Source organism: Limnohabitans sp. Jir61 (genome assembly GCF_003063545.1).
GTDB lineage: Bacteria > Pseudomonadota > Gammaproteobacteria > Burkholderiales > Burkholderiaceae_C > Limnohabitans.
Window position 1 is genome coordinate 192,395 of record NZ_NESD01000002.1, and the last position, 22,628, is coordinate 215,022.

Sequence of the window (22,628 nt, forward strand, 5' to 3'; positions counted from 1 at the left end):
TTCTCGTTGTTGTTAGCGGATAGCTTTTTTGGCATTGAAGCTACCAAGCTGCTTTCTTTTGGGGCTGTTGGTTTTGATGAAGTCGCGCATAAATGCTCTTAGTACTTGCGCTGCGGGTACGTCATTTTTTCGGCAAAGCTCCACAAACTCCTCGCGAAGCTCTGGTTCGACCCGTATGCGCATTCCTGCATCTTTCATAGCTGTCTTTCTAGGTTACACAATGTGTATCCACAGTCTAACCGACTGGTTCACATTTGAGAAGGATTTGAGTTTTGTTACTTGCAGTAACAAAGGGGTGGGTGGGGTCAAAAATCACCACCTCAAAAGCCTAAGTACTCCAGCACTATTTTTTACGCAGCTATTTTTTTGCGGGCTGTAACCCTTTTTTAAGCCCTACAAGCTGCGCTAGTGCAAGCTCTGCTACCCAAGCCAGCCCTCAACCCTCAAAACGCTTGCAGGGCGTGTACGCAAATCCCGCATTGTTCGTGGCTAATCTGCCACGAAAACAGCTAAATAAGTACTGAGCATGTTTTATACAAAACATTATCAGTGCAGCTAAGTCGTTGATTTACAAGAGGCTAGCAACAGGCAAAAAAGGGGTAGGAATATTGAACATAAGAAAACATACTGCAAGCAACGTTTTAATAGGAAAGCAGGACGAAATGACGAAGCAAGCAAAAACACTAAACGAGCGCGAACTGCAAAGATTGCTTGAATGCGCAGCAGCTACAAAAAGCGCAAAGCGCAACCGTGCAATCCTGCTGCTCACGCACTTAGCTGGTATGCGCATTGGCGAAGTTGCTGCTGTTCGCGTTTGCGATGTGCTTGCTACAGACGGAACAGTGCGTGATGAAATCAACTTAAGCGCAATGCAAACGAAGGGCAACAAGAGCAGGACAGTGCTTTTAAATGAGCGTATGCGCAGCGAGCTTGAAAGCTACGTCCGCACGTTGCGCATTAAAGATGTAAAGCAAGCTTTGTTTGCTACGCAGCGCAGCGCAGCGTTTACTGCAAACTCGCTAACCCAAATCGTTAACGGTATTTACAAGCAAGCGGGCTTTGACAGCGGCAGCAGTCATAGCGGTCGCAGAACTTTTTTAACTAACCTTGCTGAGAAAGGCGTTAGCGTAAGAGTGATGATGGCACTTGCTGGTCATAGCGCAATGTCTACTACTCAACGCTACATTGATTTGCGTCCAGGAGTGCTGCGTAACGCTATTGAACTTGTTTGATAGCTACTGAGACTTGGTCTTAGCTTTGCTTTTAGCCTTGCTAGCCTTAGCTGCAACTTTCGCAGATTGGTACAAGTCAGGAACTTCTACAGGCTTAAACAATGCTTGACGAGCATTAGGCGCTTTAAGCTTGTGTTTGATTTGCTTGAGCGTGCCTCGGTCATAGCGCTTCATCAACATTTCAGGCGAGTTTCCAAGTGCCTTAGCTAAGTCACGCATATCCACATCGTCATAGTCCATTACCGCTGTACTAAACAAGCTGCGGAAGCTGTAAAGCACTCTTTTTCTTCCAGTGTTCCTATCTTTCAACATGTTGTACTCTTCAAGAAAGTGCTGGAACATATGCAGCGCACTTGCCAAGCCTTCGCCGTCACTCGTCATGAATATCTTGTCTTCATTCTTAGTTTCGATGAGGTGCTGTAACTTGTTTGATTTCCTAATATTTTTATAGCGTCTATTCGCAATCTCTTTCAGCACTCTGTATGTCATGTCATAACCAACAGCATGCCTAGTACCTTCTTTGCCATCTACGAATAACGAAACTATTGGTGTCCAGACTGTGTTTGGAAGCGGATTTCCTTCTTCGTCATACGGCCCATTGCTCAACTCAACATACTCTCGTTCGTAGTCGATCATTTCTTCTTTTTCAACTTCATCTTCAACAAACTGCACACCTGCTGTTTCGTGCTGCACTTCGAACTCTATGTTCTTCCACTGCAAATCTAACAACTCTTTTCCGGGTCGCGCTCCTGTATCAACTAACACCCTTACGTAGTCATGTACTACTTGACGCTTTTCTTTGTGGTGTTGACGTCCATTAGCAACCCACTCTGGCATGTTTGCAAGAATGATGTTTGTTTCATATACCGTAAAGGTTGCGTGCCTCTCGCTCTTTTGCCCTTTCGTTTCCAGATAGGGCATTTTTAAACCTGACATCAAGTTGCGTGAGATTGCTTCCTTAAAAATCATATTGAGCACAACGTTGTGCTTTCTTACTGTGCTGTACTTGGGTGTCTTGCCCATCTCTTTCACGCGCCACTTCTCATAATCTTCGATGGTTTCGCTTGTAATATTTGAGATGACCATGCTTCCAAAAAACGGAACAAGGTACTTGTCGATGATGCGCTTGTACTGTGTGTAGGAATCGACTTTGTGACCAGAAGCTATTCGCGCTTCCATTGCTTTCAAAACTAACTGTGCAACATCACGCAGTCGTTTTGTAACTACTGGCAAGTTTTCCTCTTTTCGCAAAAGAGCTTTAGCCAGTATTTTTTGTGCAGCAGCATTTGCCTTGTTTAAATCACGCTCTTTTGTAGTTTGCGTAAACCACGTGTCTTCCACCTTGTATCTGCAATACCAAACTTCAGTGTTTGGGCGCTTGAAGACAACAAGCTCGCGCTCTATAAGTTGATGTGTGTCGTCACGTTTTACGGGCATGTGCTTACTTTAAAGTCTTAGCAGTTTACGTGCAACGGATTTTGTAGAAGCAGAAATAAAAAAGGGCTGCACACGCTAATGTGCAACCCTTATCTAATATGGTGGGCCTCCCGTGAGTCGAACACGGCACCAACGGATTATGCTTACCACTACAGTTTTCACTGCCTGTTTCCAGTTTGTAGTCTGGACTGTCTCTTGTCTTTACGACCTACCCGTACAGTCTCTACACGTTCCAAACATTTCTGTTTGGCTTCGCTCGGGATTACCACGCTGTTACACAGAGGCTTCCCCGACTTTGAGTAGTTCTACATATAAGCAGAGCTAACTTACCTATATGCAACCCAATCGTTGCCAACCATTGCCTAAGCTTTAGGTTGGCTTCTTTTAAGTCCGCTGCTCTAACCAAGCATGAGCTAGAGGCCCGAAAAATCTATATTCTCCACGTTTTTCTACATTGCAAACTTGCAAAACTGTAGAAGCACTGTAGAAGCAATATTTTAAGGTTAAAAATCTCCTAAGTTGTTGATTTATAAGCGGTTTTTTGAGTACTTACCGCTTAGTTAAATAGGTTATGAGAAGTTTCAATAAAAAAATATCGTTATAAAACAACACGTTACAGCGACTTTTATCAGGTGTGTAGCAAAGTGTGTAGTTAACTGTATCGTTTTTAGTTAAAAATAACTTCAAATTTTTTTATTTCAACGAACTATTACGCTACAAAAAACTTTTCAGAAATTACTTTGGACGTACTAAAAAACAGCCGTTGCGAGCCAAGTGTAACGCTGTTACCACTTGTCATCGTCGTGCGTGTTGAACCCAAACTTGTCTTCCCTACGGTCATTGAACACAGCACCTAAACCTGTTGCTGTGCTTCCCATACGTGTACTGCCATCAGTGCTGAAACTGCCCATCTGCGTAAACACTGAACCGTCACTGCCTACAGTTGTTGACCCCATCTTTGTGTACGTTGTACCGTCTGACGAGACGCTTGTAGTGTCTGACACTTTCTGAATCGTCTCACCTGTGTCTGACACAGCGAACCTTCCAAATATGTTCCAAAACGACATAAAAAACCTTTCACCAGACTTTGTAAAGCAAATCTCTAACCTCAACAACGTCCTCGTATTCCTTTTTGTAGAACGCTAACCTACTTACCAACTCTCGTTTGCTCAGTTTAGTTCTCTTACTGACTTCATCAACAACTTTTGGATTGGCTTCAAAGGTGGTCAGAATTTTGTAAAAAGAATCAACGACAGAATTGATTGATTTTTCACCAGATGCCATCATCACAAACGCTATCCGTTTTTGTCTCTCAGTCTCTGAAAGTCCCTTGCTAAGCTCAGGCTGGAAAACTTTGTGACCACCCGCAGATCTTGCTAATTGATTTGATTTGTTCTTACTCATACAAGTCAGTCCTGCTTTGTCTTTCTAACAATCCAACGAACCTCTTGCTCTTTGTGGTGAAGGATGTGACCAGATGGGCAAAGCCATTCCTCTGTCCAGTTAGATGTATGTCCAACTTTTTGATGACTGTGATCGTTGTCTACCAACGTATCGTAAAACTTTGAACATTGATGGCAATAGACAGACAGCCACCCCTTCAAATAAAAGTCATAGGTGTATGGCACCAGCACTTGCCGCATAGGCAAATCAATTAGGGTGATGTAACTATCAGAATCGTAAGTTGCCCCTTCCAGCCAGATAGGCAAGAAGACACGTGCCTGTTGTTCCAAATTAGCAGTAGACCAAACACTCTTACTGTGTTCTAAAGACCACTCTCTGACTGAAACAGCATTTAGCAAAAAACTTCCAAAAAATGTCTTGTCACCATAAGCTGGACCAGACAACAAAATTAGATTTGAACAATCAATTGTTGGCTTCTCATATTGAGGCGTCTCAACAGGCTTTGCCTTAGCAAACCATTTAGTCAGAAAGTTCATTAGTCGTCAATCAACTGCCAACCAACTATCCAACAAGGCACCTACATACTCTTTAGGCAAATTATGTCCAGCGTTAGGAACAACCGTCACATCAATGCCAAGCTTAGATCCAAATGCCGTAACGTTCGCTGGATTACTTTGCCAATCCTCTGAGCCAACGTGAACTTCACAAGTTTTTGGAATTGGATAAATTCCATCTTCAGCAAGACGTAAAAGCTTTTCAGCACGAGGCGGTATGAAGTTCATATGCGTGTCCTCATTAGAAAACTCACCAACGATGGGAGACAACAAGATTACTCTGCCAATGTAAGGCTTCATTTGAGCTTGTGCGTGTAAGAACAAGTAAGCACCAAACGAGTTAGCAATTACACGAGCGTTTTCTTGCCAGAAGTTAGTTTGTAAATCACTAACGATTAGATCAACCTGCTGTTGAAAATCTAATCGCCTGAACTCACCAACTAACTCTCTGCCTATGACTTCTATGCCCCTACTTAACAAGCCTTGTCCCAATCCAGCGTCTAAACGCCCACCCATACCAGTCAAGTAATAAACAGAGTTATCCATTTTGAGTTTTAGTCATAGAGCATTGAAGTAAAAAAACGCATTGAGTTCAATTTACATTTTGGACAGTAGTGATCTCCACGCAAGAAAACGAAAGTCTTTTTTAAGGGATAGCAAAATGTTTCTTCGTGTACAACATCAGACCTGTGATAACCAGCCGTCTTCAATACATCCGTAGGAAGTCTGTTAAGTAAAGACTTGTACGACAAGGTTTTTGTTGATGCGGCATACGAATGAATCTGATCGCTACCGCACTCAGTACACTTGAAATCGTCGCCCAACATATCAATGCTGGTTAATGAGTTACAAGCTTCACAATGATGGGGATACTTAAAAACTTTTCCGTGTTGAGCACGTCCACTGGCAATGAAGACATTAGCCTCATAGCCACAATTACACTGACCTGTTAGTTGCGTGCCCATTTGAATTCTCTCTTAGTCTTACCAACTAACTGTGATCGTGTATTTTTTATCAGTAGCTTCTGTGTCATTGATTTCATATCCTTCACGTTCAATGACTTCAACTAATTCATCTGGTACGCAACAGTAGTAGTCAACAGAGTCTGAAAAGTACCACCCATCCTTAGCTAACTTGAATTTCAAAGTTAGTTGCTCTTTCCCCTCTTCTGCGGCATCCTTCAACGCCTCAAACAAAGCTGTGATCAACTTTTGACCATAGTGTGAAGATAACCACGTAAGACCAGCTCCACTAAAAAGAGAAGCGTTAAGAAACTTAGACTGAGGCTCTGTATCCCAAACAACCTTCAATTTATTTTGACGCTTTGAAGGCGTCAACTTGTCCCAATCTCTATCTTCGTCAGTAAAGAAATACTCACCATAAACAAGCTCAGTACTATTAACCTTAATGTCAGACACGCTGTAGGGATCGTACTTAACCTCTGCCATTGTTTTTTTGTAACTTTTTATCGTTCGTGTAATTTCACGTAACTCAGGCACGTAACGAGCCATATCAGTTGGCGAAGTCAAACTTGACCAAAGATTTTCATCTCCATCAAAAATTGACGAGTCAGATTCAATTGCTTCATCTAAAGCCTCTTTAAGAGAGGACTTCATAAACTTGAGTGTTCCGTAGTGCGAAAGAAGATGCTCTTTATGGTTGTCGATGAACTTGTCAAGCAATGAGTAGATTCGACTGTGTGAGTTCTTCAATGAGTCATAAGCAACTTGAGCGTACTTCTCTCTCTCTACCTCTGTCATTTGCTTTGGTACAAGACCAGTTTCAACAACGGATATAAAAGACTCAAGTAAATCTTTGTACAAATAGACAGGAGGAGCAAGTTGAAGTTCGTGCTTCCCATCCATAGCGGCGGTAAGAATTAAATTCTTCTGAGCTTGCCACCCAGTTTTAAGTAAAGCTTGTTCTTTAGCTTGTTTCTTTCTTTCGTCAGCTAAACGTTTTCTCTCTGCTTCTACTCTTTGTTTTTCTTCTTCAATACGTTGGAGAGCTAACTCAGACTTTTTACGAGCTTCACTTGCGGAGAACCTACTGACCATAGCAACACTCCATCACTTATGTTGACAGATTGGAAACTACTTCGCCTGTGTAGTTTGCTATCAGCTCTGATCCATCTGCTTGATACTTCAACTCAATGCCGCGTGTTTTCAGTCTTGTTCCAAACCATAAACAATAGACGATAGCAACAGACCAGCCGTCTTTTGAATCCTTGTGTTTAGCAGTCTCAACTTCATCAACAAGGAAGACTCCATCAAAGACTGCGTTTCTGTATGTTCCTTTGAGAATTTTCAGAACAGTAGCATTTGACACAGTTTGCCAACTTGTTGGTTTGGCAAGTGGCTCTGTATCTGGTGCCAAAGAGCTGGACATTAGCGGAGCACTTGTAAAAAACAACATAAATCTAACTCCCTAAGTTCAAATCAGCTTTTGCTGATCAGCCGTTGTTACTTGTCTTACCCTTGCGTAGTTGAGCAGTTCACTTACTAAGCCATTGCCTTTTAGATACTGCTCAACGATTCCCTCTCCTACAAGTGCGTAATGCCAAGTCTCGCTATTGCGTTGCTCTGGTAACAACTTGTTGATCCGCTCACAGTACAAAGTCGCCGCTTTTAACTTACGCTGAACATTAGCCTTTGTTACATCGCTTTGAGCTTTAGTCTCAACCAAATAAACATTAGTCCCGCAACGCACAATGAAGTCTGGTGAATAGCGTCCCAACATTCCATCCTCTTTAACGTAACGAAGCCAGAGGAAATCGTGTTTGTACTCGTGTAATTTACAAAAAGCCTGAACACTACTGTCCTTGTTACACCACTCCATAAACTTAAGCTCCAACCCGCCACTACGTTTTGGAAAAGGCAAACGTTCATAGATGCTTTTAACAGTAGCAATTGAAGAAGTCTCACTAACGGTTAAGGTTTTAACACTACTCAACAGCCTGTGCTCAACCTGTGCGTCTTCTTCAAACGTTTTGTCAAAGCTTTCTGAAAAAGCCAATGCTGTGACACGAACAATGTGATCAAGCACATCACGCAACAGGAGCACTCGCCAGTTTTCATCATCAAATGGATCAAATTCTGAACTAAACAAATACTGACGAATGTAAATGTCGATCGCCTGTGCGAGCTTTACTGTGTCAAAACCTATGAATGGTTTGTTGACATTTTTGCGACCACCCTTTTCTACGGGATTAGATAGGGCGTAACTAATGCGATGAGTCACACGTGATAGGTAGTCGTTGTAGCCCTCAACGTTCAATATAGAGCCACTGACTTTGTAGTTACCAAACATTGTCTCGCTTTGTAACTCAGTGCTAATCCAGTTATCACCTTTTCCAATGATTGACTTGAGTTCAGCGATTCCCATCTGCTTGAAAGGGGGCAGATTCTTTGGATGAATAACTTGCTCTTCAATAAGTTCCTCAGCGTCACGCAGAATGACAGGTATTTGAAAATCATATTCTTCGTACCCGTCAACAAGCCCAACATTGATCAAATCACCACTTGCTGTAGTTGAAGAGTCATCACTGACTTCACCAACTAAATTCCCAAGCATCTGCTTGTACCAATCTCTGTAACGAGGATGTTCAACGATTGACAGCACATCAATCAGATTTTTAGGCTCTTTGCCTTTGTCAAATAGTTCCCTGTTCTCACGTCTCATCTCTGTGTAAACATCTTCACCACGCCACATCAAACGTAAGCCACGTCCAACAATCTGCTCTAACAAAATGTTTGCCGCAGAGCTACGCAATGGAACAATTACACAGATGTTGTTAACGTCAAATCCTTCACGCAACATCAACACACTAACAATTACACGAGGCTTAGGATGTTTGTCTACATTGAAGAGTTGCTCTTTGACTTCTTTCCATTCACCCTCACTTAATTCCGCTTTCTTGCCGCTATCAATGCCTAAGACATCTTCTGTTTCTAAACCTTCAGCAACCAAAAAATCAACGACCTTCTCTGTTACTTTTGTGTCTTCACAAACAACCAGCATTTTGGGACGGCGACTTTCATCAATGGCTTTGAATGCCTCTTCAAGTCTCCTCAGCTTAGTTAAGCCAGCACGAAGCATCTTTCGCTGACCTTCACTCAACTGAACCTTACCCTCTTCATCCCGTTCAGCCTTAAAGTCCAAATCTTCTAAGTCATTGACTTCTTTACGCACATCTAAAGCAATACTTTTAACAAGGCACAATTTGATTGCCTCAGTTAAATCAAAGTCTGAAATGATGTGAGGGAAAAATGCTTTCTTAGCTTTTTCACCAGTTCCTATTTGGTTGTATGGTGTAGCAGAAAAGTCAACTTGGATGAAACGTTCACCTTTGGATGCGGCAATAGCGATCAAACTTTTTTGCCATTCAACCTCTGTTAACTCGCCGCCTTTTCGAACTTCGTGTATGTGATGTGCTTCATCGTTGAAGTTCATCAAGTCTGGTAAAGACTTCAAGTACTCAAGTATTCCACCCTTGTTAGCACGACTATCTAACACTTCCAAAGTGTTTCCCGCACTTGTATTTGGAACGATGGGTAACTGATCTTTAACTACATCAACTGGATCAATGTCAACACCAAAAGTGTCGACTTCATAATCAACTAACTCATCTTCTGTAACAAGTGCGTTCCAGTTTGTGATCGCAATCAAACCATTACTTGTGATCTTCTTGCCAATCTCCCGCTTTTCACAGGTATTATTTTTAACAAAACTAAAAACAGCGTCTCTGTAGTTTTCAGGTATGAATAATTCGCTGTAGTTTTTTATGTCTGAATCATCAAAATTACGAACGCCATCTTTGACTTTGCCCTTCAAAGCATCAAGCAAACGGTCATAGACAATCAGACCTGGTGCCACTAATAGAAAGTTTCTTGTGAAGCGTGGATCTGTTGGATTATCAATTTTATTGACAATTTGCCAGATCATTAGTGCTTGAAGCACCCAAGTCTTCCCCGTACCAGTCGCCATCTTCAAGCAGTACTTAGGATGGTTGTATTTGCTTTGACTTATATGAGTTAGCAAACTATCTTTGAGCAAAGCATCAGGTGCCAACAGCGTGTATAAATCTTTTACTGATGACTTTTCAAGCACTTCGTGTGCGTAAATTGTGTTGAGTATTGCTTGCTTTTGTCCAACGTGAAAGTTGAATCCTCTACGAAGGTCAACGAAGTCTTGTAAGAACCAATACTTGAGCAAGTTTGAAGTAGTCTCAGTCACTAACTCGTAAATGTCTGCGACACCATCTTCAAGTCCAATACAAACTTCATTGACTTTGGTGGTCAATGCTTCTGATAGAGGCAGATGATCTTTTTTCATTTCAAACCTCAAACTCTACTTCTGACTCAAAACCAAATACATCAACAGCACGAATACAGATTCTTCGCTTGCCCTCAATTGGATCTGCTTGAATTACAGCTTTACGGACAACGTGTAAATCATCATCGTCTTTATCAGTATTACCTCTGTAGTCTTGCCATACAGATCTAAATAATTCTCCGTCATAGTTGGTATCTACAGCCCAATACTCAACTAACGATAGAGGATCACTGTTTATGATTTTTTGTAGATTTTTTCGATTTGCCTCATCTAAGTTAATTGCCTCAGGTGAAAGAAGCACATAGTTAGTCAACTCAATTTCAACAATATGCGTTTCGCCATACGTGATTTTTGGTTGAGAAGCAGTGAGATATTGAAGACTTGAGAAACGAATGCTGTCTTTGAGCTTGTCAAAGCCGCCCTTCTTTCTCATCCTGTCCATCAAGTCAGGCGGTATAACTAATACCTCTAATCTTTCATCACTCAGCTGAGTAACAGAATGTCCAATGTCAGGTGCGAAGTTCCATCCTAAAACTACTACCTTGTCCCAACCACCCATCAATTGATCTCGTAATGCTTGTGCCTTTTTTAACGTTGGCAAACCAGTAATCTTATTGGGAGAGTCGCAAATTACTAATGTCTTCCCAATATAGCCTCTGTCTTTATTTGGATTGTTATCTTGTGATAGTGGTAATGCTCCATAAAGCTCTACAACAATGCGAGCAAGCTCACCCATCGCAAAACGCTTGCCCAACGTACTACGGATTGTCTCAACTTGATAATCACCAATTGCTTGGTAGAGGAAGGGCTTTGCGTCCATATCAATGAAGCGTTTCCTCATAACCATACAAGATGGTTTTCCTAAGTCGCTGACGATCCACCGTCTGTTCATCTTTTCACAGACTGCGGCAGTTGTACCAGACCCCCCAAAGAAGTCAGCTACTAAATCGCCCTCATTGGTCAACAATGAAATGAAGCGAGAAAGCAATGCCTCAGGCTTTTGTGTAGCGTAATCCAAATATTCTTTTGCTTGACCCTGTACTGGAGCTATATCAACCCATATATCCTGTAATGGAATTCCTTTACTTTCATCCAAATACATCTTCCTACGTGGAACACTCTCATTAGGTTTGCTCTGGTATATTTTTCCATCATCCAATAATTTATACATATTGGACTCACTGAATTGCCAGTAACGCTTCACACCCAAAAATTCATAATATGGATTTCCCTTTGCCGCACCACCTGGTCCAGTAAGTGATACAGACTGGAATCTTCTACCAGTTCCTTCTTCGATATATCGAAAATGTTTTTCTATGTAATCAGCGGCATAAGGTGTGTATGTTTGATTAAAAGTTGGAGCCTCTCCCTTTTTATAAAGGAAGATAGCATCGTGTACACGACCTAAGTGAGATGCTCCTTGCCCTGTATCTCCGTGTGCGAATGTCCGTTTCCAAATAATTTCGTTAATGAAATTATCTTTTCCAAATATCTCATCCGCAATTACTTTGACATAATGTCCTACGTGCCAATCCAAATGAATTAAGACTGAACCTTTATCACTTAAGAGCTCTTTTATTAAGAACAAGCGAGGAGTTATCATTTCTAAGTATGACTCCGTACCGTCCTTCCAAGTATCTGAGTAAGCGTATTGCTCAATTACAGTTGGCTTCTGCTCAATATCTCCGCTTGGCAATTTCACTCTTGTTCTGTAATCTGCTTTTGAGTCAAACGGTGGATCAATATATACAAGATCAACCTTGCCTCTGATGCCATCAGTACCTGAATCACCACTTAAAAGTGCCGCCATTGCGAGCAAATTATCGCCATATATAAGTCGATTAAATGGATCTTCAGTTTGTAACTTGTTTTGCCTAAACATATCTCCAATTAGAGTATCCTTTGCTGGATAAACCAATTCTCTTGTTTGTAGGGCAATTTTCTGCTTACCTTGTAAGCCTTCCAATATTTGTTCAGCAGTTTTTCGACCTTGCTCTACAATTTTTGGTAATTTATCTAACAAACTCATTCTTGTTCATCCTCAATTCTTAATCTTCTGGCAGTGAGAGTTTCACCTTCAAACTCCCAATAATCGCTTCCACTGACAGCCGCCCATTCATATCCCAATCTCTTTACAGCAATAAGGGCTGAAGCACTTGGAGACATTACTTTTCCATCAAAGTCAACTTTCCCGTCAGCAACGACTTGGCAAGTTATCTTGTTATCTTTGAGGAATGTCAGTATTGATCCACTCTTTATTCCCAATTCAGTGAATCGCAAACGAGTTCTTCGCTCTTCAGTCGCAACAGCCTTTTTCAATGCTTGTACGTCCTCAGCGTCTACTACAACGTCATAGCGAGGTGTTACTTCTCGCAATTCAGCCAACTGTATTGCCTCACGTACTTGATTTGGGTCTATGCGAAAAAACTCTCTGTTGTTGCGAATTCGCTTGTCAGCAAAGATACGATGAAGTTTGCCTTCAACCAACGCAGAGTTAGCAACCTCACCTGCGTAGAAACACTGAAACGGCAGGGGCATACTTGTGTTGTCAAGTTCTCGTATTCGTTGCTCAACACTGGTCGTTGTACGCCCAATCTTTACCAAACCTTCCATTGCCTCATTTGTGAGCACGTAAACGGTTTCAGCCATCAGTTCACTTTCTACAGGACGGTTTTTGGGTCAAAATTGCCTCAAAGCAGTATAAAGTCTGAGCACTGGCTTTTCTACCTTTTTAAGTAAAAACGACCTTTTGGAGTATCAATGAACACCATAGTCATCAGTAGTCAAAAAGAGTTGGCGGAGTGGCGTACTCGTATTGAGTCTGCGTGGCAAAAGAGTGTTCAAAGTGTGATTGAGGTTGGGAACTTGGTCAAACAAGCGAAAGAACAACTTGGTGTCAGTTACACACTACTTGAAACGGAACTACCCTTCAGCTCAACTGTTGCGGCTTTTCTCATCAAAATTGCTGAAAATCCTGTTCTCAGCAACCCAACTTACCACGCTCGTTTGCCCAACGGCTACAACACGTTGTACTACCTTGCCAGTGTAGACGAGAAGCAACTTGTTGAGCAAATTGAGAACGGCGAGATCACACCTAACTTCACCCTCGCAAGTGCTAAGTCCTTACGTGAGGCACTACCCAAAAAACCTTCGTCGTCAACAGCCGTCCCAAAAAAACCAAAGACACTTACATACGAAGTTGGTTCAATCAGCATTGCCGCACCAGACAACGTTGACCAATTCCAAAAAGACTTGACAAAACTTCTGACCAAGTACAACGGAACCATCACACATACAAACAAAGATTCATCACTTTCTGACTGGCACAACCAGAAGTTGCTTAGTCAGGCATTAGAAAAGATTGCTGAGTACGAATCTGAACTGAACACAAGCATCTGTTTGGAAAATATGCGTATATTGGAAGATGCTTGTTTCTACATTTCTAAAGAGAAAAATAGAAAATATAAAGTTGAAGTCGTAAAAGATGGTGAACTTGTTGAGCGTGTTGCGATCCCAACTGATTACAAAGATTACAAAGTACTTTCTAAATTATTAGGCGTTGAAAATATCACACGCGGTGAGATTGAGAAATACTGTGTGACCAATAAAATTCCAAATCAATTTACTGATTTGAAATCAATGGACAAAGAGATTTATCTTTGGGAACAGGCACGTTTAATACTTGAGAAAAAAGACATTAAAGGTGCTATGAAGCGTCTTAAAGATATGTCCAGCCGCAGTAGATTCCCTGCTATCAGAGAACTTGGCAAAGTAATCATTGAAGAATTGAACCGCTTTAGCAACAAGGCATAACGATGTCGTACTTCTATACAAAGAATGATGACCTGATCAAGTCCCCTCTGAACAAGTCATTTGGTGAACTGTTCACTTGTACTGAAGAAGAGTTTGCGATTTGGGTTGATGAACTTTGTTTTGCTGTCACGCTTCAATGGGATGAATTTGGTCAGCCTCCAAAGGCAGGTGTAAGACTTGAAGAGATGGGCAGTGAGTTTGAACGTATCTGTAAAGTTGATACAGACAAGATGTGGTTCAAAGACGAACAAACACGCAAACTTGATTGCGTCATAGACGGTGCTCGTGTTTCTATAGCCAATAGTTTTTTCCCAAACATTCTCAAAGCACAAGACACAGTGGGAGAAGGTAAAGCGGTCAGTGTGTATGACCTCTTTGCCAAACAATCAGCACGTGACAAGACATTGGCTGTGTTGACGAAATGTATACGTGAAGATGGCTTCTATGACTTTGCTCCAATCTATAGACCACCCACATCTTTCAAAGGCGATTTAAGACGTGAGGCTCGTCGCATTGTTGAGGAAATTCTCACAGAAGAAGCAACTGGAAATGGACAACGTTGTCTTTGGATTGATGCGTCTGCCAAAGTTGAAAAACGTACACCTCGCATCAACGTCAAAGAACTAAAGGTACTCAAAGCAAAAGGCTTGTTAAAGAAGCACCATCTAAACGGTGTGAACTTGAGCAAGGTCAGTGACGACAGCCTCTTTCGTATTCGTGTGTACGGCATCAATGATTCAGCGAAGCGTGTACTACCACTCATCTATAGGCACTTAGAACTTGGTGCTGGCATTGCCCCTAACAACTTTCCCTCATCCATCGCCCGTCTTCTTTACAAATATGCGACAGACAGATGTGTTGATCAAAAAGAGATCGTCATCTATGACCCAAGTATGGGCTTTGGCGGACGATTGTTAGGTGCGTTAAGTTTGCGTGATAGAGCCATTCATTACATTGGCACTGATCCAAATACAGAGAACTGGATTAAAGAACTTGGTATCTCTCGTTACGAATATATGGCACGTATATTCAAAAGTCACGTGCGTTACGGCAAAGAGTTCAAAGGCACTTACATCTGTAGTGGTAGTGAAGATGTTGCCAACAATGATGAGTTCAAAAAGTACAAAGGCAAAGTTGATTTCGTTTTCACTTCACCGCCCTACTTCTCCGCTGAGATTTACAGCAACGAACCAACTCAAAGTTCAATAAAGTTCAAAGAGTATGACAGTTGGCGTGACAACTTTCTTAGACCAACATTAAAAACTGCGGCTGAATGGCTGAAGAATGATCGCATTCTCGCTTTCAACATTGCGGACATAAATGTTGGCTCAAAGCAATATCCACTTGAACAAGACACAGTTGAGATACTAAAAGAATTTGGTTTGCGGTATGAGGGAAAACTGAAGATGGTCTTAGCAATTAGCCCATCAATGAAAGTTGGAAAAGAAACACGACAGCCAAGTATGAAAAATTTTTGTATCGTTAATGGGAAATGGCGAAAGTACGAACCAATATTTGTTTTCTACAAACCATAAAAAAAGCCTCAATGAGGCTTTTTTATTTTCCATATCTCCAGTCACACAATAACCCGTTTTTGAGGGGTATTCACTGTACGTACTTCAATGTTGCTAACACTCAAAATATGCTTACTCCTCAATAACTCTTTTTGCGGCATATTCTGAATCATTTCAATTGCTTTTTCTTCATTATCAGCATCAACACTGATAGCGACATTAAGCATCACATTCATATAAACTCTACAGTTTAATTTTTCATTCATTGTAATTCTCCTTTAAGCGGCAATTTTGAAGGTTGAATCTTGTGACATAACGATATTCATATACTCACCAATAGAAATCGCACTTCGTCCATTAGCAAATGCCTCATCATTTTCTGAACCTTTAGTATCTTTTTCAAATAACTTATTAGTTGATAAAGATTCAATATTACGATATACAAGTCCCCCATTTTGACCAACATCAACTGCCACAAACTTACCATTCTTTAACAACAAAGAAGACGCAACACAACTATCAACGTTGTCATAATTTTGTTGTCCGTATGCGTTAATCTCACAATCAATTACATATTCAAACTCTGAACCAATAAGTGGCGTTGTATCAAAATGATTTCCATCTTTATCCACGTTCCAAAAGTGCTGAATAATTTCAGTTGAATTTGTGAATTTATTGAATTTTCCAATAATCCATCCACTTGTGTGTTTGATCCCTTTAGTACGATCAATCGCGTCACAAGCATTGTTAAAGCAGTCATTGGGCTTTCCCCCATCAATTTGCTTGACTGAAACTTGCTCAACAACATACTTTGAATATTGTTGACGAGCCTTAATAAAATCACGTGTTGCTTTGTACATTAAATTCTCCTAAAAATTGAATAATTGACAAACTCACTTGTCAGACTTGATCCTATAGAGCATCAATTTTCTCGTCGAGCGAGACCAACATCTTTCTGATCCCATTGCCGTTTTTACGTAAAAACGATATTAAGAAGAGATAGAGATTTGACTCTCTATCTGATGACTTTTAGGGTTGAACAGCTTCGTAACCGCCAACACTTTCAAGCCATTCCTCTGTGCTTTTTCTTAAATCTGCGTGAATTGCTTCTACTGCTGTAATACTGACTTTGTCCAAATACATTTCACAACGAATCACATCAGCAACTTCACCAAAACGTGACCCTTCATCACCAATGTAGATAGCCTCAATCTTGTCTTTATGTAACGGAAGGAAATTCGCATACAGGTAGTCACTGAACGACTCAGAATAATAGAAATCAATTCGTTGTGTTGGAATGCTAATGATGGTTGAAAGTAATGACGGATTAAGTGCTTGAATAAACATATTTTTTCTTTCATAGAGTTAAAAATTGACGTACAACTTGTATGTCATATGTGACTCTATAGAGCAACAATTTTTTCGTCGAGCGAGGACATCAACTTTCTGCTCCTTATGCCGTTTTTACGTAAAAACGGTCATTGGATCAATGATTCAATGTCTCGCTCGACATATCAACTTTGATCCTATAGAGTCACTTCACTTTCACTGAAATATGTATTCACAAAGGAATTTTTATGTTTGGATTGATAGATGATGAACACGATTGTTTTGACTTCGTTAATGACGAAGATTTGCCTACTTATGTTCTTAGCGGTGACATTGAGGGCATTAACTACAACCGCATTGAATCAATGGTTAATTATTTAGAAGAAGCAATCGCAGAAAATAAATTGGTAGGAACTATTTGTATTACTAGCAACTTCAAATCTGCTACTTCATATGACTACATAACAACTAATAAAAGCGAGCTTGATTTAGCAAACGATATTCAAAAAGTTATCGAAAAATCAATAAGGCAATTTTCAACCCTACATTAAACCAGTTCAACCGCATTACGAAGCATATTGTCATTAGCGTCAATATAAACGGCTGTTGTGCTCACATTTCTATGTCCCATCAAACGCATCAACACACGTAAACCAACGCCCTGTGATGCAATTGATGTGGCATAAGTTCTGCGTCCACTGTGACTACTTGCTCCATCTAAACCAGCGGCTTTATACAAACTCAAAAAGTGTTGTGTCAATGTGTTTGCTGTGAATCCCATACGAGGATTCTTTTGAGTTGGAAACAATGACCGTTCTTTGTCATCTGTACGAATCAACTGAATGTAGTTAGCCAATTCCTCTTTGAGTTTTGAACTAACAAACACAGTACGAGGATGCTTTCCTTTCGTTTGCTCTGCTGTCAAACGAATTTCATTTTTAATATTTCCATTTTGATCTAATACGTGTCCAACAGTCAGCGATGCGATCTCTCCAACACGCATTCCACTCAAATGACTTGTAAGAATCAATGCCCTATCTCGTTTGGCATATTTTTTTGTACTCACATAGTCAAGTACCTGTTTAATTTCTTGTTCGTTTAATGTTTTTGCTTGTGACATTTGTTGCTCCTTTGCGTAATCAAATAAATAACTTGAAATAAGCATAATTTCTGAAGTTAGGTCTGAGCAACCTCTATGTAAACGACCCGTCAACTTGGCGGGTTTCTATGCTGTTTTGTTGAAAATCAACACGTTATTGCTGGAACTACATATTTCAGCAATTTTCTTTGATTTCGTATTTATGAGTTTTCTGTGGCTTTTAGAACACAGATTGAAATACAAACCCTACAAGCGTTTGTTAGCGAAGTCCACTACCCAAGTACCCAACCCATAAAGATCTACGCTTGTAGACGCTTTAATTCATTGCGTTTTAGTACTGCTGTTTCTTTCGTGTGTTGTATTCAATTCTTCAAATTACAGTTTTCTATAGTTGATTCAGTTCGTTTGCTGTGTTCACTATGTATCACTGTGTATCACTGTGTATGTTCTGTTTGATGTTTGATTCAATGTTTGAGTGTTTTATCTATGTATGAATCAATCAAGTGTGACAAAGAACTACGAACCCCTCATACGATTCGTAGTGATGTAAGAGCCTTAAAGTGACTTCAGTCTGCTTTAAGGGCGGCGTGAGGAATCCAGCAGTTGCTTACATCCCAAATGCTGTTTGTGTCCCACGCCTTACGTGTGTTTTGTTGTGCTTCTTTTAATGAATAACCAGCCCAATGTGAAGCCTCGTCCACTTTGTAGTAGTCGTATACCTTCACATCAGTTGATTGATGTGCCATATCGTGCCAAGCGTGCCTAAATAATGTTTCTATGTCGTCTGTGTTGAGAACTGAGGGTAAGTTGCCTAAAGAGATGTTTACGTGAATTGTTTGTGATCTGTCAGTTGTTTGATTCGCCCCTTCAATCGTTACGAATGTCAGAGGCTTAAAGATATTGGGATTTTGAGTTGGTCTATTAGAGTGAGTTGGATAAAGTAATTTGTAGAAGCAGTTCAATGCGTGTCTTGTGTCTTTGCTCGTCTGTTCCATCTTTGTTTTGATGTACTGATCTGCTCGCACGTGTTTGAAGCGTCCCACATCTGTACTCGCTACATAAGGGCGATGTAATGTGTGGGCAACAACTACGTGACTCACGTGTTGCTCGTGCTGATTGAACATAGATTCAATGTCTTTTGCGTTGTACTGTCTCATACTTCTATTTAGTAAAACCAAAGAAAAGGAGATAGAAATATTGAGGTTGCTCTCTCCGCTTCTCTGAAACTAAAGTTAAGTTCTTATTAACTTTATAGGACGATCGTAATGAGCATTCTTTCAAATCTCAAGCTTGTAGCGAGCAAGAAAAAACAGGGCATTTCGCCTGTGATTCAGCGTAGAAACAAGTTGAGCAACAAGATTTTTGAACAGATTCAACTTGCTCAAGCCCAAAAAGAGGGACGCACATACGCACCCACTCGCTTGAAAACTTATGTGAACAAACAAACAGGTGAACGCAAGACCATTGAATCAGTCAAAAAAGTGCGTGAGTGGTGGCACATCAGTGATAACGGAAAAATCAACCTGATTTGTAAGTACGGTAGCAAACAAATCCAATTTGACGCTAAAGGCAAAAACGCAATTGAAGTGTCAAACGGTGATGAATTGCTTACCGCACTTGAGTCGCTGAAATTGGCTGTTGAACAGGGCGAACTTGATCTACAGATTGAAGCGACAAGCGGTGCTCTACGTGCTGGCTTTTTGAAGTAACCACAGTCCTTGTTCATATAAATAACTGTATGAACAAGTATTTGGCTACTGTGCGTGTAAAGGGACAAACTGTGAGGACTATGGTCTTTGCGGATAGTTCGTTACACGCACGTTTAATTTTGGAATATCAGTTTGGAATTGGCAACGTTGTCAGCAACCCAACCCAATCCTCAAAAGCGAATGAAGACTACACACCACTTGATGAAGTGATTGGCACCATCAAACCTATAAAGCCAATGAACCCACAGCAAGCAAAACTTGATTCGTTGAAGAAACAGAAAGAAGTTGCGTCCAACAACTTAAAGGCTGAACGTGACAGACAGAAAGTTGCGAAGGCACAGCAACAAATTCGTATGGCTACTACGCAAAAACCTGTTGCGTAATTTCAAAGCCCATACGAGATCTCTACCCCCACCAGTTTTAATCTAACACCCCCAGTGTTTTAGCCTCGTAGTTTTTTGAGGCTTAACTACTTTTTCGTCACCCCCACCAGTTTTTGACCACACCCCCTACCGTTTGTAAGCACACCCCCTATGTGCGTCACCTCATAAATCACGCACCCCCATACGTGCGACAACAAACTCAAAAAAAAACAAAAACACCAAAAAGATGCGAAATCAACGGGTTTTTGGTGATTTTTATGTCGTTTTTGAAATCTCTGAGAAGACGGATGACAGGCATAGCAAAAATGGTCACGCTGTAAAAAGCCCTACACGCTGTCGTTTTTTATTCCGCAACTGAGACGGCTTATATGTTCTCTAAACGTGCGTTGTAGGGCTGGTCTAACGTTGGTGTGAAGCCCAATTTGCTTCAGTACTCACTTGTCAGCATCAACACCCAAAACTCACCCGTCCAACAGCCGTAGAGTGTGATAGCAGATAGTGGGAAATCTGTGTATTCAATCTTCTGCTTTGCTAACACCCTACCGTTGCCATCTTCAATTGATACAGAGGCTGAATGATTTATTTTTGTTAGTTTTAGGCAAGTGAACCAATCTTTGTTGTGATCAACACCGCTCAAGTGCGATGCGTACACATCAAACAACCAAAAGCACTCTGCGGCTTCAGCAAGGTAGCGTGAGCCCTCTGTGAGCAAGACTGTGCGTGTCAATCTTGCTAACTGATCACAACCTGTGAACTGTTTCAGAGTTGTCAGCAATTCATTTTCTTCAACCATTTCTGTGTTCCTTTAAGTGTGAACACAGTATTAGTTCTACGCATCAAATGGACAACCTGAGTCCTGCCAAACTGGCGGTGTATTCGTTACTTCAAGCCACCTAACGCTTCGTATAAATCATCGTAAACACGCTCTCTCACTCGCCTGTCAAAAGCATTTCCATCAGACTCTGATTTAACTAATTCAGAAACCGTTTCTGCGTATGCTGTTTTGTGCCAAAGATGATCACTCAAAAGATCAAAGATGTGACGGTCTATCTCTACATCATCAAAGAAAAAATTCCTCTTTCCTAATTCGTACTCAATTTCAAGCAGTCTTTCAGTCAACGACCTCACTAACTCTTGTTGTAGGTCAGCGTATTTGTCATTCATCACTTACCTCACTTGGCTTTGACAGATTTCTTAGCAGTCGTTTTCTTAGGGGCTGTTTTTCTGGCTAACAACTCAGCCTTCTTCTTTGCTTGTGCTGACTGATAGATTTCTTCAACCGTTGAAGTTGAAGCAATTCTTCGTCGTGTTTCTTGTCCACGCAATTGCTCTGTTGCTTCAATTACTTTCAGATGACTGTAGTGACGCTCAATCATCAGCACACTTGTACCCATCTGTTTGGCAAGCGTGTGAATTGGCACTTTATCGTGCGTCAGTGCCAGCGTTGCGTATGTGTGACGGAAACTGTAGAAAACACGGTTCTGCTCTGTCTTTGGGTCGTACAGCAAGTTGTGCTCATCCAAGTAACGCTCAAACATATGTTGAAACGCAGGACTGACGTCTTGCTTCTTTTCTTTTGTACGCAATACGAAGTCATCATTGTTTGGTGTCACAACATCTTTGAATGGATCAATGATGTTATTTCTAACGCCATAAACACGACGAGCAATACGTTCAAGCACTTTGACCGTTGGCTGTCGTCCAACTATTTCACGTGTACCCGTCTTACCAGTAACAATTAACTCAACACCTCTGTTTAGATCAGTCAGAACAATCTCTTCTTCAGTACCGTCGTCCAAAACTGATTTTTCGCCAGTGTGTATTTGTTTTGGATTCATAGTGAACTTGATCTGTTTCCATTTCAAATTCATCAACTCTTTGCCAGGTCTTGCTCCTGTATCTATCAGCATCTCTGAATAGTCACGCATTATTTGACGCATCTCTTTGCTGTGTGCGTTACGTGCTCGTTCAATCCACGCTTCAAAGTTGTTGATGACAGCCTGTATCTCTGTCAATGTGAAGGCTGGATGACGTGTGCTCTTCTTACCTTTCGCCTCAAGTTTTGGACGATTGAGATCAGTTAAGAAGTTACGCAGAACAGCCTCATCAAACACCAAGTTCAGTGCGGCGTTTTGACTGAGCATCGTGCTGTTGCTTGGCGTTCTTTCCATCATTCGTATGCGTTCAGCATCCAAGTGATCAAGTGCTGTGCTATCAATGTTTGTGATCAGCCTGTTGCCCAATATTGGAATCAAGTACTCATTGATGATGCGTATGTAATCTTTGTACGAGACTTTGCCATCACCGTTGGCTAACTTCTGCTCCATACGCTGTACGGCAAGTTTGGCAACATCTCTAAACTTACGTGTGATGACTGGCAGGTTGTCGTGCTTGCGAATTTCCGCACGTATCTTTATCGCCTTCGCTACCTCTTTGGCATCTTTCAACTTGCGTTCTTTAGTTGAGGCACGTTGCCAAACACCATCAACTTTGTAGCGGCATTGCCAAATTGAACTTCGCTCTCGTCTGTAAACGACAAGTTCGTTTTCTGTGACTATGTGTGTCGTTTCAAGTTTGGCGGACATAAACGCACTTTAATTTCAAAACGACAAAAGAGCAACCAAGTAAGTGTGTAGTGTCTAAACAAAAAAAAGAGAACTGCTTTTACACAGTCCTCTTTCCTCGTTGGTAGGGCGTGACAGACTTGAACTGTCGACCAAAGGATTCCGCTTTGTGTGACTTTCGCCACTCGCTGGACTTTGCCTTCACCATATTGACTGCTCAACTTAGGCGGGTGCCGTCAAGTCTCTACACGTTCCA

Annotated in this window: 24 protein-coding genes; 6 read left to right on the forward strand and 18 right to left on the reverse strand. The window is 41.2% G+C overall.

The genetic code is table 11. The features are described from left to right. Positions 1 to 12 precede the first annotated feature (12 nt). Positions 13 to 198, reverse strand: coding sequence for a hypothetical protein (locus B9Z35_RS07220; protein WP_108283032.1), 186 nt, complete (start codon positions 196 to 198; stop codon positions 13 to 15). Positions 199 to 662: 464 nt separating this feature from the next. On the opposite strand from B9Z35_RS07220, the gene B9Z35_RS07225 reads away from it, so the two are divergent. Further along, complete coding sequence (locus tag B9Z35_RS07225; protein WP_108283033.1) at positions 663 to 1,232, forward strand: site-specific integrase; 570 nt, start codon at positions 663 to 665, stop codon at positions 1,230 to 1,232. Positions 1,233 to 1,235: 3 nt separating this feature from the next. On the opposite strand, the gene B9Z35_RS07230 is transcribed toward B9Z35_RS07225, so the two are convergent. The 9 genes from B9Z35_RS07230 to B9Z35_RS07275 form a co-directional block, all read right to left on the reverse strand. After that, on the reverse strand, positions 1,236 to 2,669 hold the full coding sequence (locus tag B9Z35_RS07230) for an N-terminal phage integrase SAM-like domain-containing protein (RefSeq protein ID WP_067496253.1): 1,434 nt from the start codon (positions 2,667 to 2,669) through the stop codon (positions 1,236 to 1,238). Positions 2,670 to 3,746: 1,077 nt separating this feature from the next. Continuing rightward, entirely contained in the window at positions 3,747 to 4,073 is a 327-nt protein-coding gene (locus B9Z35_RS07240) for a hypothetical protein (protein ID WP_108283035.1), read from the reverse strand. Positions 4,074 to 4,078: 5 nt separating this feature from the next. Further along, positions 4,079 to 4,609 (reverse strand): hypothetical protein, encoded by a 531-nt coding sequence (locus B9Z35_RS07245; RefSeq protein ID WP_108283036.1) that lies wholly within the window; start codon positions 4,607 to 4,609, stop codon positions 4,079 to 4,081. Positions 4,610 to 4,615: 6 nt separating this feature from the next. Beyond that, positions 4,616 to 5,173, reverse strand: coding sequence for a hypothetical protein (locus tag B9Z35_RS07250; RefSeq protein WP_108283037.1), 558 nt, complete (start codon positions 5,171 to 5,173; stop codon positions 4,616 to 4,618). A 437-nt stretch (positions 5,174 to 5,610) separates the two neighbouring features. Beyond that, positions 5,611 to 6,684 carry a cell envelope integrity protein TolA gene (locus tag B9Z35_RS07255; protein WP_108283038.1) on the reverse strand — a complete coding sequence of 358 codons (1,074 nt, stop codon included), beginning with the start codon at positions 6,682 to 6,684 and terminating at the stop codon, positions 5,611 to 5,613. A 16-nt stretch (positions 6,685 to 6,700) separates the two neighbouring features. Next, a complete protein-coding gene (locus tag B9Z35_RS07260; RefSeq protein ID WP_108283039.1) occupies positions 6,701 to 7,042 on the reverse strand; it encodes a hypothetical protein in 342 nt (113 codons plus the stop codon). A gap of 18 nt (positions 7,043 to 7,060) precedes the next feature. Beyond that, positions 7,061 to 9,961 (reverse strand): DEAD/DEAH box helicase family protein, encoded by a 2,901-nt coding sequence (locus B9Z35_RS07265; RefSeq protein ID WP_108283040.1) that lies wholly within the window; start codon positions 9,959 to 9,961, stop codon positions 7,061 to 7,063. A gap of 1 nt (position 9,962) precedes the next feature. Then, positions 9,963 to 11,990 (reverse strand): site-specific DNA-methyltransferase, encoded by a 2,028-nt coding sequence (locus B9Z35_RS07270; RefSeq protein WP_108283041.1) that lies wholly within the window; start codon positions 11,988 to 11,990, stop codon positions 9,963 to 9,965. Continuing rightward, entirely contained in the window at positions 11,987 to 12,610 is a 624-nt protein-coding gene (locus B9Z35_RS07275) for a GIY-YIG nuclease family protein (RefSeq protein ID WP_108283042.1), read from the reverse strand. Before B9Z35_RS07275 ends, B9Z35_RS07270 begins: the two co-directional genes overlap by 4 nt. A gap of 111 nt (positions 12,611 to 12,721) precedes the next feature. Between B9Z35_RS07275 and B9Z35_RS07280 the strand changes: the two genes are divergently transcribed. Next, positions 12,722 to 13,774, forward strand: coding sequence for a hypothetical protein (locus tag B9Z35_RS07280; RefSeq protein WP_108283043.1), 1,053 nt, complete (start codon positions 12,722 to 12,724; stop codon positions 13,772 to 13,774). Positions 13,775 to 13,776: 2 nt separating this feature from the next. Further along, complete coding sequence (locus tag B9Z35_RS07285; protein WP_108283044.1) at positions 13,777 to 15,309, forward strand: hypothetical protein; 1,533 nt, start codon at positions 13,777 to 13,779, stop codon at positions 15,307 to 15,309. 41 nt (positions 15,310 to 15,350) lie between these two features. Here the strand turns inward: B9Z35_RS07285 and B9Z35_RS07290 are convergent, their stop codons facing one another. The 3 genes from B9Z35_RS07290 to B9Z35_RS07300 all read right to left on the reverse strand — a co-directional run bounded on the left by B9Z35_RS07290 (position 15,351) and on the right by B9Z35_RS07300 (position 16,635). Then, positions 15,351 to 15,554: a hypothetical protein gene (locus B9Z35_RS07290; RefSeq protein WP_108283045.1), complete on the reverse strand. Its 204-nt coding sequence runs from the start codon at positions 15,552 to 15,554 to the stop codon at positions 15,351 to 15,353. A gap of 12 nt (positions 15,555 to 15,566) precedes the next feature. Further along, on the reverse strand, positions 15,567 to 16,148 hold the full coding sequence (locus B9Z35_RS07295) for a hypothetical protein (protein WP_108283046.1): 582 nt from the start codon (positions 16,146 to 16,148) through the stop codon (positions 15,567 to 15,569). 169 nt (positions 16,149 to 16,317) lie between these two features. Then, positions 16,318 to 16,635 carry a hypothetical protein gene (locus B9Z35_RS07300; RefSeq protein WP_108283047.1) on the reverse strand — a complete coding sequence of 106 codons (318 nt, stop codon included), beginning with the start codon at positions 16,633 to 16,635 and terminating at the stop codon, positions 16,318 to 16,320. 230 nt (positions 16,636 to 16,865) lie between these two features. Here B9Z35_RS07300 and B9Z35_RS07305 point away from each other — a divergent pair, with 230 nt between their 5' ends. Further along, positions 16,866 to 17,168 carry a hypothetical protein gene (locus B9Z35_RS07305; RefSeq protein ID WP_108283048.1) on the forward strand — a complete coding sequence of 101 codons (303 nt, stop codon included), beginning with the start codon at positions 16,866 to 16,868 and terminating at the stop codon, positions 17,166 to 17,168. On the opposite strand, the gene B9Z35_RS07310 is transcribed toward B9Z35_RS07305, so the two are convergent. Further along, positions 17,165 to 17,737: a site-specific integrase gene (locus tag B9Z35_RS07310; RefSeq protein WP_108283496.1), complete on the reverse strand. Its 573-nt coding sequence runs from the start codon at positions 17,735 to 17,737 to the stop codon at positions 17,165 to 17,167. The two genes, B9Z35_RS07305 and B9Z35_RS07310, sit on opposite strands and share 4 nt — an antisense overlap. 545 nt (positions 17,738 to 18,282) lie before the next feature. Further along, a complete protein-coding gene (locus B9Z35_RS07315) occupies positions 18,283 to 18,873 on the reverse strand; it encodes a hypothetical protein (RefSeq protein WP_108283049.1) in 591 nt (196 codons plus the stop codon). A 108-nt stretch (positions 18,874 to 18,981) separates the two neighbouring features. Here B9Z35_RS07315 and B9Z35_RS07320 point away from each other — a divergent pair, with 108 nt between their 5' ends. Next, complete coding sequence (locus B9Z35_RS07320) at positions 18,982 to 19,425, forward strand: DUF6641 family protein (protein WP_108283050.1); 444 nt, start codon at positions 18,982 to 18,984, stop codon at positions 19,423 to 19,425. Positions 19,426 to 19,454: 29 nt separating this feature from the next. Further along, positions 19,455 to 19,808: a hypothetical protein gene (locus tag B9Z35_RS07325; RefSeq protein ID WP_108283051.1), complete on the forward strand. Its 354-nt coding sequence runs from the start codon at positions 19,455 to 19,457 to the stop codon at positions 19,806 to 19,808. A 427-nt stretch (positions 19,809 to 20,235) separates the two neighbouring features. Here the strand turns inward: B9Z35_RS07325 and B9Z35_RS07330 are convergent, their stop codons facing one another. The 3 genes from B9Z35_RS07330 to B9Z35_RS07340 all read right to left on the reverse strand — a co-directional run bounded on the left by B9Z35_RS07330 (position 20,236) and on the right by B9Z35_RS07340 (position 22,393). Further along, positions 20,236 to 20,601: a DUF6876 family protein gene (locus B9Z35_RS07330; RefSeq protein ID WP_108283052.1), complete on the reverse strand. Its 366-nt coding sequence runs from the start codon at positions 20,599 to 20,601 to the stop codon at positions 20,236 to 20,238. A gap of 86 nt (positions 20,602 to 20,687) precedes the next feature. Continuing rightward, positions 20,688 to 20,972, reverse strand: coding sequence for a hypothetical protein (locus B9Z35_RS07335; protein ID WP_108283053.1), 285 nt, complete (start codon positions 20,970 to 20,972; stop codon positions 20,688 to 20,690). Positions 20,973 to 20,980: 8 nt separating this feature from the next. Then, complete coding sequence (locus B9Z35_RS07340; RefSeq protein ID WP_108283054.1) at positions 20,981 to 22,393, reverse strand: hypothetical protein; 1,413 nt, start codon at positions 22,391 to 22,393, stop codon at positions 20,981 to 20,983. Positions 22,394 to 22,628 lie beyond the last annotated feature (235 nt).

What these genes read in the sequence shown, in the direction of transcription:
- B9Z35_RS07220 (WP_108283032.1), bottom strand. Translation starts at nt 198, where the DNA reads ATGAAAGATGCAGGAATGCGCATACGGGTCGAACCAGAGCTTCGCGAG.
- B9Z35_RS07225 (WP_108283033.1), top strand. Translation starts at nt 663, where the DNA reads ATGACGAAGCAAGCAAAAACACTAAACGAGCGCGAACTGCAAAGATTG.
- B9Z35_RS07230 (WP_067496253.1), bottom strand. Translation starts at nt 2,669, where the DNA reads ATGCCCGTAAAACGTGACGACACACATCAACTTATAGAGCGCGAGCTT.
- B9Z35_RS07240 (WP_108283035.1), bottom strand. Translation starts at nt 4,073, where the DNA reads ATGAGTAAGAACAAATCAAATCAATTAGCAAGATCTGCGGGTGGTCAC.
- B9Z35_RS07245 (WP_108283036.1), bottom strand. Translation starts at nt 4,609, where the DNA reads ATGAACTTTCTGACTAAATGGTTTGCTAAGGCAAAGCCTGTTGAGACG.
- B9Z35_RS07250 (WP_108283037.1), bottom strand. Translation starts at nt 5,173, where the DNA reads ATGGATAACTCTGTTTATTACTTGACTGGTATGGGTGGGCGTTTAGAC.
- B9Z35_RS07255 (WP_108283038.1), bottom strand. Translation starts at nt 6,684, where the DNA reads ATGGTCAGTAGGTTCTCCGCAAGTGAAGCTCGTAAAAAGTCTGAGTTA.
- B9Z35_RS07260 (WP_108283039.1), bottom strand. Translation starts at nt 7,042, where the DNA reads ATGTTGTTTTTTACAAGTGCTCCGCTAATGTCCAGCTCTTTGGCACCA.
- B9Z35_RS07265 (WP_108283040.1), bottom strand. Translation starts at nt 9,961, where the DNA reads ATGAAAAAAGATCATCTGCCTCTATCAGAAGCATTGACCACCAAAGTC.
- B9Z35_RS07270 (WP_108283041.1), bottom strand. Translation starts at nt 11,990, where the DNA reads ATGAGTTTGTTAGATAAATTACCAAAAATTGTAGAGCAAGGTCGAAAA.
- B9Z35_RS07275 (WP_108283042.1), bottom strand. Translation starts at nt 12,610, where the DNA reads ATGGCTGAAACCGTTTACGTGCTCACAAATGAGGCAATGGAAGGTTTG.
- B9Z35_RS07280 (WP_108283043.1), top strand. Translation starts at nt 12,722, where the DNA reads ATGAACACCATAGTCATCAGTAGTCAAAAAGAGTTGGCGGAGTGGCGT.
- B9Z35_RS07285 (WP_108283044.1), top strand. Translation starts at nt 13,777, where the DNA reads ATGTCGTACTTCTATACAAAGAATGATGACCTGATCAAGTCCCCTCTG.
- B9Z35_RS07290 (WP_108283045.1), bottom strand. Translation starts at nt 15,554, where the DNA reads ATGAATGAAAAATTAAACTGTAGAGTTTATATGAATGTGATGCTTAAT.
- B9Z35_RS07295 (WP_108283046.1), bottom strand. Translation starts at nt 16,148, where the DNA reads ATGTACAAAGCAACACGTGATTTTATTAAGGCTCGTCAACAATATTCA.
- B9Z35_RS07300 (WP_108283047.1), bottom strand. Translation starts at nt 16,635, where the DNA reads ATGTTTATTCAAGCACTTAATCCGTCATTACTTTCAACCATCATTAGC.
- B9Z35_RS07305 (WP_108283048.1), top strand. Translation starts at nt 16,866, where the DNA reads ATGTTTGGATTGATAGATGATGAACACGATTGTTTTGACTTCGTTAAT.
- B9Z35_RS07310 (WP_108283496.1), bottom strand. Translation starts at nt 17,737, where the DNA reads ATGTCACAAGCAAAAACATTAAACGAACAAGAAATTAAACAGGTACTT.
- B9Z35_RS07315 (WP_108283049.1), bottom strand. Translation starts at nt 18,873, where the DNA reads ATGAGACAGTACAACGCAAAAGACATTGAATCTATGTTCAATCAGCAC.
- B9Z35_RS07320 (WP_108283050.1), top strand. Translation starts at nt 18,982, where the DNA reads ATGAGCATTCTTTCAAATCTCAAGCTTGTAGCGAGCAAGAAAAAACAG.
- B9Z35_RS07325 (WP_108283051.1), top strand. Translation starts at nt 19,455, where the DNA reads ATGAACAAGTATTTGGCTACTGTGCGTGTAAAGGGACAAACTGTGAGG.
- B9Z35_RS07330 (WP_108283052.1), bottom strand. Translation starts at nt 20,601, where the DNA reads ATGGTTGAAGAAAATGAATTGCTGACAACTCTGAAACAGTTCACAGGT.
- B9Z35_RS07335 (WP_108283053.1), bottom strand. Translation starts at nt 20,972, where the DNA reads ATGAATGACAAATACGCTGACCTACAACAAGAGTTAGTGAGGTCGTTG.
- B9Z35_RS07340 (WP_108283054.1), bottom strand. Translation starts at nt 22,393, where the DNA reads ATGTCCGCCAAACTTGAAACGACACACATAGTCACAGAAAACGAACTT.